Here is a 15,532-nt window from a genome sequence, read left to right as displayed (position 1 = left end):
AATGACGAAAACACTAACAGAGTATTTACAAGCCATCAAAGACAGTAAGCATGGGATCTTCGTGCCTTACATTATGGCGGGGGATCACGAGCAAGGACTGGATGGCCTATTTGATACCATCCAGCTCTTGGAAGAAAGTGGAGCATCGGCTATTGAAGTGGGTATTCCTTGGTCTGATCCTGTAGCGGATGGGCCAGTCATCGAAATGGCTGGGCAACGCAGTTTAGCGAAGGGCGTGACCTTAACAGCTATTGTGAAAAAACTCCAAGAACAAGAGACCAAGATTCCCCTAGTCATCATGACCTATATCAATCCGGTCTACCAATATGGGATAGAAGCCTTTATAAACGAATTAGCTTCTACTTCAGTCAAAGGTTTGATCATTCCGGACCTGCCAAATGAGCATGCGGATATGATTGCCCCTTACTTGAAAGAGAGTGACATTGCCCTCGTTCCCTTGGTCAGCTTGACCACTGGCATCGAACGCCAGAAGACCTTGATCCAAGAAGCAGAAGGCTTTATCTATGCGGTGGCCATCAATGGGGTGACTGGAAAAATGGGGAACTACCGGGATGACTTGGATCAGCACTTGGCGACCTTGAGAGACTTGGCCACTATTCCAGTACTGACAGGTTTTGGAGTCTCCACTAAGGAAGATATCGACCGCTTTAATCAGGTATCTGATGGTGTCATCGTCGGATCGAAAATTGTTCGGGACCTTCATGAGGGCAAAACCAGCGATGTCAAGGACTTTGTAGACTATGGTTCCCACTTTAATAAATGCTAAGGATAAGAAAAATTACAAAATTTAATAAATTTTCAGAAAATTACTTCTCTTCTGAAAATCTTTGTGGTATAATCTTAAGACAACCTTAAAAATTTATTAGGAGTAAACTATGAAAAAAAGAAATGTCATTGCTCTTGCAGGAGTAGCTCTTCTTTCAGCAGGTATTCTTGCAGCATGTTCTGGTGGTTCTAAATCATCAAGCTCAAGCTCAAAATCAAGTGAAGCAGGTCAAAAATTCTCATATGTCTATGAGACAGAACCTGAAAACTTGAACTACATCACATCTGGTAAAGCTGCAACCCATGAAATCACAGGAAACTTGATTGATGGATTGTTTGAAAACGACAAGTATGGAAATTTGATTCCTTCACTTGCTAAAGACTGGACAGTTTCAAAAGATGGCTTGACTTATACTTACAAACTTCGTGAAGATGCCAAATGGTATGATTCAGAAGGGGAAGAGTATGCGGACGTGACAGCTCATGACTTCGTTGCAGGGATCAAATATGCTGCTGACCACAAGTCTGAAATGCTCTACATCATTCAAAACTCCATCAAGGGCTTGAATGATTATGTTGAAGGTAAGACTTCAGACTTCAAAAATCTAGGTATTAAAGCGGTTGATGACCATACACTTCAAATCACTTTGAACCAGGCAGAGCCTTTCTGGAATTCTAAGTTGACTCTTGGGATCACTTTCCCAATCAACGAGAAGTTCGTAGAATCTAAAGGGGATAAATTTGCCCAAGCAAGTGATACTAGCTCTCTTCTTTACAATGGTCCTTACATCTTGAAGAGCTTCACTTCTAAATCATCTATCGAGATGAGCAAGAATGAAAACTACTGGGATAAAGACAATGTTCACATCACAGACGTTAAGCTAGAATACTATGATGGTCAAGACCAAAGTAAATTGGCCAACTCATTTGAGGACAACGCTCTTAGCCTTGCTAAATTGTTCCCAACTGGACCTGGATTTACAGACCAAGCTAAGAAGTTTAAAGATGAAATCATCTACACCCCTCAAGATGCCAGCACCTTCGTTATCGGTGTCAACATCGATCGTCAGTCATACAAGTACACATCAAAAACAACTGATGAAGAAAAATCATCTACTAAGAAAGCTCTCTTGAACAAGGACTTCCGTCAAGCGATCAGCTTTGCCTTTGACCGTGAAGCCTATGCTGCCCAAGCAAATGGTAAAGATGGAGCAAGCAAACTGATCCGTAACTTGTACATCCCACCTACATTCGTTCAAGCAGATGGTAAGAGCTTCGGTGAGATGGTTAAATCTGAGTTGGTGACTTATGGAGACGAGTGGAAAGATGCAAATCTTGACGATGGTCAAAATGGTCTTTACAACGCAAAACAAGCCAAAGAAGAGTTTGCGAAAGCTAAATCTGCACTTGAAGCAGATGGTGTGAAATTCCCAATCCACTTGGATATGCCAGTAGACCAAACGACTCAATCTAAGGTTCAACGTGCTCAATCCTTCAAACAATCGGTTGAAAGTACGCTTGGAAAAGAAAACGTCGTTGTCGACATCCATATGGTATCCAAAGAAGACCTCTTGAACGTAACCCTCTTTGCTGCAAAAGCAGAAGACGAAGACTGGGATATCTCAGATAACGTTGGATGGAGCCCTGACTATCAAGACCCATCAACTTACCTTGATATCTTGAAAGCATCTTCTGGTGAAAACACTCGTACCTTCCTTGGATTTGACCCAAGCGAAAACAATGAGGCAGCTAAGAAAGTTGGTTTGTACGACTTTGAGAAGATGGTAACAGAAGCAGGAGCTGAAACACAAGACCTTAACAAACGTTATGAGAAATATGCTGCAGCTCAAGCTTGGTTGACAGATAGTGCTTTGGTCATCCCAACAACATCTAAGACTGGTCGTCCATTCTTGACTCGTGTTGTACCATTCTCAGCACCATTTGGCTGGACCGGTGGTAAAGGAAAAGACAACGTTGTCTATAAAGGTATGGAACTTCAAGACAAGGCTGTAACAACCGAAGACTACAACAAAGCTCTCGAAAAATGGAAGAAAGAGCAAGCAGAGTCTAACCAAAAAGCTCAAGAAGAATTAAAAGATCATGTGAAATAAACATCTTTTGATCGAGGCAAATTTGCCTCGATTTTTTTGTTGAAAAGAATTTGATATAAAAACGCTTACATAGTATAATAGCTATATTGATTACAAAATAGCGAGGTCTCTTTTATGAAAAAGAAAACAATGGTGTCGATGGTGGCTTCTAGCCTCCTGCTAGCTCCCTTTATCTTAAATCAAGTGGTGGCAGCAGATGAGAATCTACCAGAGCTTTCTCCAGCGAAAGAAGTCGTGACTCAGGTGGCTCCTGAGCCTGTAGCTTCTGAAGGAGTAGCTTCCCAATCTCAAGCGGATCAGACTGCATCAGTCCCAAGTGTGGATCAAAAGAAGGAAGACGTGACTTCTGAACCAACAATAGCGAGTCCAATAGATCCGGCAGAGACAGAGAGGGTCGACAAGCAAGTTGGTCAAGACAAGGCTCTTACGATTGTTGAAAAAACAAACATCCCACAGGCGCCTCAGGGAACAGGTGACCAAGCTAGCCCTGCAGCTTCGCCAGGAGCAGCTTCTCCAGCAACAGGACAAGCCTTAACTTCTTATACAGGCAGCTTGGTAAATAGTGACCTTAAGGACAAGGAATTAACCGTTCAAAATGCTGTTGATGAATTGCTTCAGTGGGCTGCGAAGGATCCCAAACAGGCTGGTCAATCGACCGCAGATCGGGAACGATTTGCTAAAAGTCTGGGAATGATTAGTAGCCAGGAGGACTTGAATCGTAAGGTCAGTCAGGAAGAGCTGACTAATATGTACAGCATTGCCAAGAAGCTCTATGATGCCTATCGCTCTGAAAAGAAAGCTCCTCTCTTTTTAAACGGGCGAGCTCAGCCGATCTTCCCTTATACTACAGGGGAAAAAGCAGATGAAGACTATCACTATGAGGATAGCGAAATTGTTCGCTTCCCAGTCTATGTAGAGACCGATTACGATACAGATGGGGATGGCAAGCCAGACTTAGTCAAGGCGATTGTCCAGTTGCCTAAGGCGGTGGCCAGGGGAGACTTTAAGGCGGCGACCATTCTCGAAGCGCGTCCATATGTAGCAGGAACCTTGGATGAGAACAATGTGACCCTTGAAAGCTTGGGCTTGCCGACAGATGGCTCTTACGATATGAAGAAATTGCGGGAGCAACCAGCTAAACGCCAGGCAGTCGGAAGCTCTTCGACAGTCGAAGCAGCCAAGAAAGCCAAGGCTTCGGATTGGTATTACTATAGTCCCTACGAGTATATCTATGACTACGAAAACTTAAACTGGTATGACTATTTCTTGGTCAGAGGTTATGCCTTTATCTCCAGTGCTGGTCTAGGAACCAAGGGATCAGAAGGGTTCAATACGACAGGGTCTGATCTGGAAATCAATGCCTTCAAGAATATTATCGAGTGGGTCAATGGCAAGCGAAAAGCCTACACAGATAAGACTAGCAATGTCGAAATCAAGGCAGATTGGGCTACAGGAAATGTCGCCATGACTGGTCTATCCTGGGCTGGAACTACGACCTTTGGTGTCGCAGCGACAGGAGTCGAAGGTTTGAAGACCATCGTACCAGCTGCTGGGATTGCTTCTTGGTATGACTATTTTAACAGTCAAGGAACAGCCTATGGGAACCCACCATACAGTGACCTTTCTTGGTTATCCCTCTACGTAGGGACTCGGATCTTGGATGAAGCTGACTGGGCTGGTATTTGGCAAAATTATGCCAACTACATCAACCAGCTCAATAAGGATCAAAATGCACATGAACGCAATTACAGCGATGTCTGGAAGGAACGGGATTATACCCTCAATCCTGAAAAATTAAAGACCAGTGCCCTTCTGGTTCATGGCTTGAATGATGACAATGTTAAGACCAAACACTTTGAGCTCATGTACGATGCCCTTAAGAAGGCAGGGCAAAATGTCAAACTCTATCTCCACCAAGGAGACCACGTCTATCCAGCGGCTATGTCCCGTGGTTATGGTATTCAGGCTAATGGCCAAGATTTCTATGACCTGCTCAATACCTGGTTGACCCATTACCTATATGGAGTGGACAATCACGTCGAAAATTTACCAGCTGTCTTGGCGCAAAACAACTATGATCCAAGCAAGTGGACCACTTATGATAATTGGAAGACCACGCAGCGCCTCTTCCTCAATGCGCAGTCGAAACGCTTGGAAGAAACCATTTCGAGCGATTATGCTGGAGCTGGTGTCGAAGTTGCCAAGCGTGATGAAACCGTGAGCCAAGGTTCTTCAAAAGCCAACATGACCTTCGTATCGGAAGTGACAGAAGACACCACTATCAAAGGACATATCCCTGTACACTTCAAGGCAGCCCTTGCTAAGGGGAAAGGAAAGAACTTCCAAATCAATGCTCTTTTAGTCGACGTATCGGATGAAGAATTTGATGTGGTCGGCAACGGTGGGGTTAAGGCGGATAAAAAAGCAGATGGCTTCTGGATGGGTAGCAATTTAAGCAACCTTTCTGTGGCTGAATTCGAAACCATCAAGACCAAGTATAAGGTCATCGCAAAAGGTTGGATCAACCTGGCCAACCCTGAGTCTGGCTATGATTCAGCGAGCTCAAGAAATAGCATCGAGCCAAAAATTGGAGAATTCCACGACTATACGGTCCATCTCCAACCAAACCTTTATACGGTTAAAAAAGGACACAAGCTAGCCCTAGTCTTCAATACTTATGATCCATCAGACTTAACCGTTGAGAATCCTTATGAAGTGACATTCAAGACAGATTCGATCCGTGCGACTATTCCGATCGTAGAAGGGACTCGTTCCCAGGTAGCCTCTTATCTTCCGAACGCGGCTGATACAGCATATGCTGCCCTTCCTGAGATTCAAGGAGCAAAATTGGTAGAACCGGCAATTCATTCAATCGAAGAATACCATCTGCCAGTCCTTCCAGAGCCTGAAAGATATGGAAAACCAGAAATTCCTGCTAGTCCAGGTCTACTTCCTCTCGTCAAATCAGCTGAGAAAGAAACGGCAAAACCAGAGGCTCTATCTGTTGCTTATGGACAAAGATTTGTCTCTGAGACGGTTAAAGAAGCAACTCCAGCACAAGAAAAAGCAGGTCAGCTTCCTCAAACAGGTAGCGCAGAGGAATGGATGGGATTCTATGGTTTAGGTACCCTCTTCTTGTCTAGCCTTCTTTTCTGGAAGAAAAAGAAAGAGGAGAACCAAGGCTGAGGAACGTAGCAAATATTTCTAAAAACTTCAATTTTGGTGTAGAATAGAACTATCAATGAGAGATTAGTGAGAATCACTGATCAAAGGAGGAACTATGGTACACGTACTAACAGATGCAACATTTGAACAAGAAACGAGCCAAGGTTTGGTCTTGGTCGACTTCTGGGCAACTTGGTGTGGTCCTTGCCGGATGCAGGCACCAATCTTAGAACAGCTGGCAGAAGAAATCCATGAAGATGACTTGAAAATCTTTAAGATGGATGTGGATGAAAATCCAAACACTGCTCGCAACTTCGGCATCATGTCCATCCCGACTCTCTTATTCAAGAAAGATGGTCAAGTGGTGAAACAAGTTGCTGGTGTTCATACCAAAGAACAACTCAAAGCGATTGTTGCAGAATTAAGCTAACAAAAAAGAAGCCCTTGCTTCTTAGATGATTAAACTCGTTCATTTCCAACTGAGGAAGTGAGCGAGTTTTTTCTTTCATGAAGTTGTTAACAGAATCAGATAAAGAATTGACAGCGCTTTCCTAAGGTGTTAGAATGAACCTGTAGTTTGCTATAAAATATAAGAAAGAGAGTGGGACAGAAATCGGTCATTCGTTAGAATTCGATTTCGTCGTCCCACTCAACCACTGCGTCTTGCTCGACAATCCAAAGACAATTGAAAGGCTAGAACTTTTGTCCCAGCCTCTTCAGTCAATCTTATTTTCTAGTTAGTCTGCTAAAACCCATACGCTGACGGAGCGGTCTGAGACTGGGAAATCAGCCCAACCGTCTTCTTCAATTTGGATGGTATCTTGGTAATTTCCTAAAGCGTCGTAGTAAGTCTGTCCTGCATAGATTTGGCCGATTTCCATCCGTTTTGCGGATGAAGCAGCATTTGAAATAACGCAGGCGATAGGAGCAGTCTCTTCAGTTCCAGACCGCGTCCAACCAATACAGTTAGGATCGTCAAAGTAGTCTCTTTGTTCACCGTAGGCTAAGTCTTTGCGGATACGAAGGAGTTGATCAAGCTCCGCTTGGAAATCTTGCTGGGCAAACTCACCTGAAATCCCGTAGTAGTCTCCATAAAAGACACATGGAAGTCCGGCCTCGCGGAGGAGAATGAGGGCGTATGCAGCAGGCTTGAACCATTCACCAACTGTGGACTCAAGGGCTTGTCCTCTTTGGGTATCGTGATTATCGACAAAGGTTACCGCACTTTCTGGATGATTACTTGCAAGTGTACCATTGAAAATAGTCGTTAAATCAAAGTTTTCCCCTTCTTGGCTAGCTCTAAAGAGATTTTGGTGGAGGGCAACGTCCACTAAGTCAAACTTGTAGTCAATGCTGGCTAGGTAGTCATTGTTGCTTTGTTCATCCCCATTCCAAAACTCACCAAATACATAGAAATCTTCTCCATATTTGTCCGTAATTTGTTGGATGAAGTTCTTCATGAAGAAGGAGTCGATGTGTTTAACAGCGTCTAGACGAAAGCCTTGAACCCCAGTTGTTTCAATAAACCATTCTGCCCATTGATTGAGGTTTTCGATCACTTCGGGGTGTTTAAAGTCGATATCGGCGTACATGAGGTAATCGTAGTTTCCGTTCTCACTATCAACGAGGTCGTCTTGCGCCCAACCTTTGTTTTCCCCTTGAATCTGGTAAATCCCACTCTTATTGCGGGAAGCATCGTAATCGGTACCAGTAAAGTGGTACCAATGCCAGTGGAAGTCATTGTAGGCCCCATTTCGACCATCAAAGGTAAATTTTGTCCAACCTTTGATCGTAAAAGGCTCTGTCAAGACGATGGTCCGATCGTTAGGGTCCACTTCGACCACTTCAAATGTTTCTAAACCGTCGGCAGCTGCTTTATGGTTGAGAACGACATCGGCCATGGGTTGGATTCCAGCTTCTTTTAAGGCTTGGATGGCTTGCAAGTAGTCCTCTTTGAAACCATATTTGGTCCGAACAGTCCCTTTTTGGTCGAATTCTCCAAGGTCAAAGAGGTCATAGACGCCGTAGCCGACATCATTGGCAGAAGTGGCTTTAAAAGCAGGAGGCATCCAAATTTTACGAATACCCAAGTCTGCTAGGTGAGGAGCATCTGCAGCTAAGCGGGACCAGTGTTGACCATCCGAAGGTAAGTACCATTCAAAATATTGCATTAAGGTTTGATTTTCCATTTGTTTCTCATCTTTCGTGAATTAATGCCTTATTTTACCAAAAATGAAAGGATAGGGCAAAGGTTTATGCTCTCGAAAGCGCTGTCTTTATTTCATAGTGTATAAATGGGTAAAAAGATAGGTCTTGTATGGATCGGAGAGAGGGATTTGGCCCCATGAATAGGAACTATTTTTTTATTTTTATTCAAGTTCGCTCAATCTGTCTTAAAAGACCCTGCAGGTTGAAGAAGTGTCTCTATCAATTGATTTACAGGAAGGAAAGTCCAGATAGCTTTCCCTGCTGTAAGTTTAGTTGTGATCCTGTTTGAAAGCAGGTTGAAGGTCCTAGAATAGGGGTAATATAGACTCTTTCTAGGAGAGATAGCTATTATCATTAAAAGGAGGCCTCCATTGAAATCCATAGAACAGTTCCAAGACCAAATTGCCACTATATTTCAAGAAGCCATGGAAATTCCCAGCTTTACCAATACTGAAAGTGAGCGCGCCATTGAGGATTATTTAGACCAGCGAATTGGTGCTATTCCATATTTCCAGACTCATCTCCATCACTTTGGTCGCTACCCTCTTCCCAATGATCATCTCCATCGTAGTGTCAACTGGGCTTTGGTCGATAAGGGAAAGAAAAAAACAGTGATTCTTTTTCACCACCATGATACGGTAGATCTAGAAGATTACGGTCCTCTAGCACCAATAGCTTTGGATTCTGAGGCACTGGTTCAAGCCTTGAAGGGCATCGATTTACGCTCAGAAATGCAGGAGGACCTAAATTCTGGCCAATGGCAATTCGGACGAGGTTCTTGTGACATGAAGGCGGCCTTAGCGCTCCAGCTAGGAGTCCTAGAAGCATATGCCTCAGATCCTGATGGGGGCCAGGTAAATCTGCTTTATCTATCTGTGGGAGACGAGGAGTCTTATTCACGTGGGATGAGAGGAGCCTTGGGTCTACTCTGTCAGTTAAAAGATGAGTTTGACTTGGACTATGTGTTAGCAGTGGATTCAGAGCCCTTTGAAGCAGAGAGTGACAAGAAGAAAGTTCTTCATATCGGAACGGTTGGCAAGCTTATGCCAGTCGTCGTCGCCCAAGGAGTTTTGTCTCATATGAAGGAGCCTCTAAAGGGAATCAATGCTCTGTCTCTCCTTGTAGCAGTCGCATCAAAATTGGACCTTCACCCAGACCTATCTGACCAAGCTCTGGGAGAGCAGTCTCCTCTCCCTTCTTGGTCTTATCTGAGGGATTTGAAGGATCAATATGATGTATCAACTGTCCTTCATGCTGCGGGCTATTTCAGCGTTCTGCATCTGAAAAAGACTCCTCAAGAATTGTTGCAGCGCATCAAAGAGTTGAGCCAGGAAGCAGTCGATGAATTTTATGTCAAATACCTGTCCCTTCAGGACCAAGCAGGGCAAGACCATGTGATCTCTCAGCCAAGAGTCATCAGCTATCAAGAATTGCTGGATCGTTGCCAAAAGAAGGCAGGATTTTCAGGATTCCAAGACCAGTGTGAGCAAAGAGCCTATCAAGCTTTCTTATCAGGAGTCAGCTATCAGACCATTGCCATCCAGCAGATTCAAAGTTTCTTAGAGTTTTTGAGTGAGAAAAATCCTCTGGTGGTTATTGGCTTTGCTCCACCTTATTACCCTTCTATGAATTGTCGGTCTTTACCGAATACCAGTCTAAAAATTGGTAGTCTAGTAGATGATTATCGCCACTATTTGGAAAGCAGGGGCTTGTCACTGAAGGTGGAAGAGTACTTCATGGGCATTTGCGACACCAGTTATTGTGCCTTGGAGAGAGATTTAGCAAGCTATCAAGTTGTATTGGATAGTTTAGCTAGTCCCTCTAAAGTTTACGAGTTGGATCTTGAAAGCATTGCACAGATCCAAGTGCCTGCGGTCAATTTAGGGCCTTGGGGCAAGGAACTTCACCAAAGAGGGGAGCGGGTCTTTAGGGAGGATCTCCTAGATACCATTCCTAGTTATCTCTTTGGCCTTCTCTACCGCTTGGATGAATTGCTCTAATACTTGAGTTTTCCATTGACAAAAGAGGAAAAGAGGCATAAAATATAGGGTAAAATAAGTAAACCGTTTTCCTTCATCAGGGAAGTGGAATAGGAGAAGCTATGATTGAATTTCAAGGAGTCACAAAAGATTACGATGGGCATCTGGCATTAAACCACTTGAATCTGACCATTGAAGATGGGCAAATTGTCGGTTTGATTGGCCATAATGGTGCCGGAAAATCAACGACGATTAAGAGCCTAGTCAGTGTCATCACACCGACGACAGGCAGCATTCTAGTCGATGGGAAGGATCTCTACAGCAATCGATTAGAAATCAAAAAGAAAATTGGTTACGTAGCTGATTCGCCAGATCTTTTTCTACGTTTGACAGCCAATGAATTTTGGGAGTTGGTTGCCACTTCCTATGATATGAGCCAGCAGGAATGTGATGAGCGTTTGGAACAGTTGCTCAACCTTTTTGACTTTACAAGTCATCGATATGAGGTCATTGAGTCTTTCTCTCATGGGATGCGCCAGAAGGTCTTTGTTATCGGAGCTCTCCTATCTGATCCAGACATCTGGGTTCTAGATGAGCCGATGACTGGTTTGGATCCACAAGCCTCCTACGACCTGAAACAGATGATGAGGGAACATGCTGATAAGGGGAATACCGTTATCTTTTCAACCCATGTCCTCGAAGTGGCAGAGCAACTCTGTGATAAGATTGCCATCCTGAAGAAGGGGAACCTCATCTTTTATGGGACCATCGAGGAACTGAAGGGGCAACATCCAGAACAAAGCCTAGAGTCCATCTATCTTGGACTGGCTGGTCGAAGAGAAGAGGTGAGTCCAGATGCGTCTTAAGATGGTTCGTCGCCTAGTGGATGTCAATATCATCTATGCAACTCAGCCAGCACAATTAGCGAAATTTCGTAAGAAGCAGGAAAAGAATCCGACTAGGAAGGTGAATGTTTCCGCCCAGTCCATTCGGACCTATATTTTTATTGGTCTCCTTTATCTTTTCCTTTTTGGGATTCTCTCGAGTGCCAATGATTTCGTCTCTAGCCCTGGTCCCTTTGTCAATATGATTACGCTCTTTGGGCTCTTGACAATCTCCCAAGGCTTGATGAGTTTTTACAATGTCTTTTACGAGAGTAAGGATTTGCAATTTTACCGTCCTTATGCTTTTTCGGATGCGGAAGTGATTGCAGGAAAGAGTATTTCGGTGATCTTAGTGCTCTTGATGGCCCTGCTTCCTATGATCAGTTATTTCATCATTCTGCCTATCCAAGCAGGGAGAAATATCCTAGTGGGGCTCTTTCTTGGCCTTCTTTGTGCCATGATTCTCCTCTCTATCCTCTTCTTGGGCACCTTGTTCTTATCTCACCTGATTACCAAATCAGCTGTCTTTAAGAAGCACACGAGTTTGGTGTCTAACGTCATCATTGGCTTGAGTAGTCTTATCTCCATTGGAGCTTATCTCTATATCAATATGCTCCAATCAGAGCACTCGGTGGCTGGTGATTTGGTCACTCAACCGAGTATTTTTCCTCCGATAGAGGTCTTTCATACCTTTATCTTGAATCCTTTGGATTCAGGTGCTCTGCTTGGGATGTTGGCTTGGATATTGGTTCTAGCAGTCCTCCTTTGGCTTGTCAAGAGTCAGGTCTTGCCTCATTTCTATGATGCTGCCCTTGAGGTTTCTTCCAGCCATGCGGTCAAGGAGCGGGTGAGCCAGATGAGGGTAGGAGATCAGAAGGCCTTCCATCGCTTTACCGTTTCCTATCATAAACGGCTTCTAAGTGATGGTACCTTGCTGACGCAGGTCATCTTTATGATGGCGATCTTTCCTTATCTTTTCACCTTTGGCTTGTTTTTAGGGGCATCGCGAGCTTCCCTTCAAATTGAAAACTACCTCACGCCCCAATATTTACTTCCTTTGTCACTTATCGCTTTCATGATCGGAGTTTTCAACTCTGTAGAAAGCTTGACCAGTATCGGAATCTCCTTGGAGCGGGAAAATTTCGCTTATCTTCGTTCCCTTCCGATTGATTTTAAACGCTATTGTTTGAAGAAGTTTTGGATTCTCTTTTCCGTTCAGTCTGCTTTGCCGATTGTGCTATTAGTAGGGGTGTCCAGCTACTTTGGGGTTCATCCCCTCTCTCTTCTAGCTATGCTTTTGATTTGGTTTTTGACCAGTTTGAGTTTGAGTGTGATCGCTTTTCGACGAGACTACAAGCTCTTAACGACTAATTGGTCGACTGTAACGGATCTAATGAACCGGAATAGAGGAAATGCTGCCCTGAGAGGATTATTGATATTCGTCTTTATTATCGTCATGCTCGTCCTAATAGGCTTTACTTTCTATCTATCCGCTGTGGCTTTCACCACCCTGATTGCTAGTGTGATTTATCTTCTTATTGCTAGTATAGGAGCTCTTGCGACTTACCTTATTTATAAAGGCACTTTCTACAAATTTAACCAAGAAATTGGTGAATAAAAAAGATTCCCTCTAGTCATACTGGAGGGAATCTCTATGCTAAAAGACTGGAATGAGTTCTAGCCTTTCAGATTGAAGACAAAGTCATATTAAAAACTTTCCTTAGGTGAGTACGGACGTCAGCGAACTTCTTCGAAGTTCCAAGACTAATTATTGAGCCTAAGGTCTCAATAATTCCGAGTGCCTGAAACGTTATTGTTTCAGGCACTTTTCTCACAGCGGAAAGTTTTGGTATTTTTTTGAATCGATTTAAAATTGGAACTCATTTTTATTTCTGCAGAATCGCTTAACTTATTTTACTTTAAAATAGTTTGTCTACATTCTAAAAGACTGGAATGAGTTCCAGTCTTTTATAGTTTGTTGTTAAATTTCATAGCCGATTAAGAGGCCACCTTCTTCAGCATAGAAGCTACATAGACCAGAGGTCGGAAGGACTTCGATATCCGCATTGGCGAATTTTCCATGGACCAAGGCAGAGAGTTGTTCTACGAATTTTTCGTTGCGACGGTGAGCAATGGTGATATGTCCCCCTTTATAGCCAGCTTTGAGCATTTCTTCAAAAGTAGTGGAAATAGCTTTCTTTTGGCCACGGGCTTTATGGAGAAGCTCAAGGGTCCCGGTATCGCTGGCTTGACCGACCATACGGATATTTAAGAGGCCAACAACAGTCCCGATAATTTTATTGAGACGACCATTTTTGACCAAATTATCGACCTTAGCAAGGACAAAGATCAGTTTGGTTTTCTCTTGGTATTTGGTGATGACTTCGACCACTTGATCAAAGTCAAGGTCCTGGGCGATTAATTGATGGAGTTTGCGAACGAGTAGATCCACTTCACCTCCAGCTGATAAACTATCAATCACATGGATATTGGTAGTCGGATGTTCTTCTTGATAAAGTTTTTTAGCGACTTGAGCACTATTGTGGCTACCAGACAAAGTACCAGTGATGGTAACAACGATAATATTGTCAGCTCCCTTGAAGGCTCTCATATAGTCATCAGGACTGGGACAAGCTGATTTGGAAGCAGTAGTCGTTGCATACATATCTTCCATCATTTTGTCTGTATCCAGATTAGCGTCGTCTGTATAGATGGTCTCACCAATCTGAATGGTAAGGGGAACTGAAACAAAGCTTGTATCTGGTGCAGCGCTTTCATAAGTACGGTAATCACAGCCTGAATCTGCAATAATTTTCCATGTCATTTTTATTACCTCAAAATGTAAAAAATTGTACATTGACAAGTAGTTAGTCTTTTTTTACAATTATATCATGAAGTTGCTTTCTCTGAAAGCAGATACATTCGGATGATACAGATAGAAAGTAAGTGTTATGGCAGAAAGAAAGATATCAGAAAAATCCTTAGAAAATTTGAAACGCTCCAACCAAGAGAGTAATGCCATTACACGGGAATCCCTGGAGATTTCCTTGCTCCAATTGCTAGATAAAAAGGACCTAAAAAAGATCACCATTTCGGAGTTAGTGGAGAGAGCAGGGGTTTCCCGAGCAGCTTTTTACCGAAATTATGAGTCAAAAGAAGAATTGCTGGAATCTATCTTCCAATCAACTGTTTCGAAAATTACCCAGTCTTTAGAGGGTTATAATTTTAAGACCGATTTGTACCAGATTTGGGTTTATCTCTTTAAAGAGGCCAAAAAGGAAGCCCGCATTATCAGCTTAGCCGTCGATTATAATTTTGAAAAACTACTCACCAAGGCTGTTTATGAATTTCTGGAAAAGAGAAGTAAAACTCAGAAATCATCACAAGGACCAGCTAGTTATTTAAATTCCTTCCTCAGCTCAGCCATTGTCTCTGTCTTAGCTAAATGGATTAAGGATGGCATGAAGGTGCCGGCGGAGAAGATGGCCTCCTTGGGTCTTCCCTTGTTTCCTCAAAAGAAAAGAAAATAAAAAATGATCTACTAGATCGAGTGATTATTTCGACTCTAGTAGGTCATTTTTGACTTTATTTAGGAAACGGTCTAGTTCTTTTTGGTTTTTGAGAGCGATGAATTTGTCTGAATAGGTTTGGCCGACAGTCTGATAGCGTGTGACCTGTCTGACTTGGCGACCATCCCAAAGAACCCAGCGGATGAATTCCCAGTCTAACTTTTCAATGCAACCAGTTGCCATGCTGTCTCTAACTTGACCTCGGAAGTGACGGGCCCGCTTCCAGGCCCGATAAAGGCAGTTCCAACGGGAGAAATTTAGGAAGATAATCCAGTCGGACTCTTCCAATCTGCGCTCGTATTGGCACCAAGCATAGTTGCCATCAATGACCCAGTCTCTATGATCGCTGAGAAACTGTTTCATCTCTTTCTCCATCCAATCCCGGTCACTGTCTATCCAACCCGGTTGAAATTGAAGGGTATCCATGTGGAGCTTGGGAATGGAGTAGTAGCGGGCTAGGTTTTCAGCCAAAGTTGACTTGCCAGATCCTGAATAGCCGATAATCATAATTTTCATGTCTTCTCCTCATTTGGAAGCAACAAAAAAAGCTCCGGAGAGCTCATTTTGTATGCAATGCTTGATTAGCCAAGTTTTGCTGCAAGACGTGCTTTATCACGGCTAGCTTTGTTTTTGTGGATCAAACCTTTAGTTTCTGCTTTATCGATAGCTGAGCTAGCAGCGCGGTAAAGTTCTTCAGATGGGTTTGCTTCAAAAGCTTTGATTGCAGTACGCATAGCTGATTTTTGAGCTGAGTTTTTTTCGTTTTGTTTAACGTTCAATTCAGCGCGTTTGATAGCTGATTTAATGTTTGCCAATTTTTTCACCTCCAA

The 15,532-nt window shown here is 43.3% G+C and carries 12 protein-coding genes; 8 read left to right on the top strand and 4 right to left on the bottom strand.

The window, feature by feature from the left end; translation table 11 throughout:
* Position 1 precedes the first annotated feature (1 nt).
* The 4 genes from trpA to trxA all read left to right on the top strand — a co-directional run bounded on the left by trpA (position 2) and on the right by trxA (position 6,492).
* Positions 2–787 carry a tryptophan synthase subunit alpha gene (gene trpA / locus DW738_RS04345; RefSeq protein WP_123160434.1) on the top strand — a complete coding sequence of 262 codons (786 nt, stop codon included), beginning with the start codon at positions 2–4 and terminating at the stop codon, positions 785–787.
* A 109-nt stretch (positions 788–896) separates the two neighbouring features.
* Positions 897–2,897 carry a peptide ABC transporter substrate-binding protein gene (locus DW738_RS04340; RefSeq protein WP_123160433.1) on the top strand — a complete coding sequence of 667 codons (2,001 nt, stop codon included), beginning with the start codon at positions 897–899 and terminating at the stop codon, positions 2,895–2,897.
* 114 nt (positions 2,898–3,011) lie between these two features.
* Positions 3,012–6,083: a CocE/NonD family hydrolase gene (locus tag DW738_RS04335; protein WP_123160432.1), complete on the top strand. Its 3,072-nt coding sequence runs from the start codon at positions 3,012–3,014 to the stop codon at positions 6,081–6,083.
* 94 nt (positions 6,084–6,177) lie between these two features.
* A complete protein-coding gene (gene trxA, locus DW738_RS04330; RefSeq protein WP_006595996.1) occupies positions 6,178–6,492 on the top strand; it encodes a thioredoxin in 315 nt (104 codons plus the stop codon).
* A 307-nt stretch (positions 6,493–6,799) separates the two neighbouring features.
* On the opposite strand, the gene DW738_RS04325 is transcribed toward trxA, so the two are convergent.
* A complete protein-coding gene (locus DW738_RS04325) occupies positions 6,800–8,251 on the bottom strand; it encodes an alpha-amylase (RefSeq protein WP_123160431.1) in 1,452 nt (483 codons plus the stop codon).
* 444 nt (positions 8,252–8,695) lie between these two features.
* On the opposite strand from DW738_RS04325, the gene DW738_RS04315 reads away from it, so the two are divergent.
* From DW738_RS04315 to DW738_RS04305, 3 genes are all read left to right on the top strand, one after another.
* Positions 8,696–10,270: a M20/M25/M40 family metallo-hydrolase gene (locus tag DW738_RS04315; RefSeq protein ID WP_123160517.1), complete on the top strand. Its 1,575-nt coding sequence runs from the start codon at positions 8,696–8,698 to the stop codon at positions 10,268–10,270.
* A gap of 101 nt (positions 10,271–10,371) precedes the next feature.
* Positions 10,372–11,115: an ABC transporter ATP-binding protein gene (locus tag DW738_RS04310; protein ID WP_123160429.1), complete on the top strand. Its 744-nt coding sequence runs from the start codon at positions 10,372–10,374 to the stop codon at positions 11,113–11,115.
* Positions 11,105–12,751: a hypothetical protein gene (locus DW738_RS04305; protein WP_123160428.1), complete on the top strand. Its 1,647-nt coding sequence runs from the start codon at positions 11,105–11,107 to the stop codon at positions 12,749–12,751. Before DW738_RS04310 ends, DW738_RS04305 begins: the two co-directional genes overlap by 11 nt.
* A 363-nt stretch (positions 12,752–13,114) precedes the next feature.
* On the opposite strand, the gene DW738_RS04300 is transcribed toward DW738_RS04305, so the two are convergent.
* Entirely contained in the window at positions 13,115–13,957 is an 843-nt protein-coding gene (locus DW738_RS04300) for a DegV family protein (RefSeq protein ID WP_123160427.1), read from the bottom strand.
* A 127-nt stretch (positions 13,958–14,084) separates the two neighbouring features.
* Between DW738_RS04300 and DW738_RS04295 the strand changes: the two genes are divergently transcribed.
* Positions 14,085–14,663, top strand: coding sequence for a TetR/AcrR family transcriptional regulator (locus DW738_RS04295; protein ID WP_023027012.1), 579 nt, complete (start codon positions 14,085–14,087; stop codon positions 14,661–14,663).
* A gap of 24 nt (positions 14,664–14,687) precedes the next feature.
* Here the strand turns inward: DW738_RS04295 and DW738_RS04290 are convergent, their stop codons facing one another.
* Complete coding sequence (locus DW738_RS04290; RefSeq protein WP_123160426.1) at positions 14,688–15,218, bottom strand: DNA topology modulation protein; 531 nt, start codon at positions 15,216–15,218, stop codon at positions 14,688–14,690.
* 65 nt (positions 15,219–15,283) lie between these two features.
* The gene (gene rpsT / locus DW738_RS04285; protein ID WP_023023719.1) at positions 15,284–15,532 is read right to left on the bottom strand and encodes a 30S ribosomal protein S20; all 249 of its coding nucleotides are present in this window, start codon (positions 15,530–15,532) and stop codon (positions 15,284–15,286) included.

Source organism: Streptococcus sp. AM28-20 (genome assembly GCF_003603595.1).
Lineage (GTDB): Bacteria > Bacillota > Bacilli > Lactobacillales > Streptococcaceae > Streptococcus > Streptococcus ilei.
Note: the sequence above shows the minus strand (reverse complement) of the source record. Positions and strands in the feature narration are given on the sequence as shown.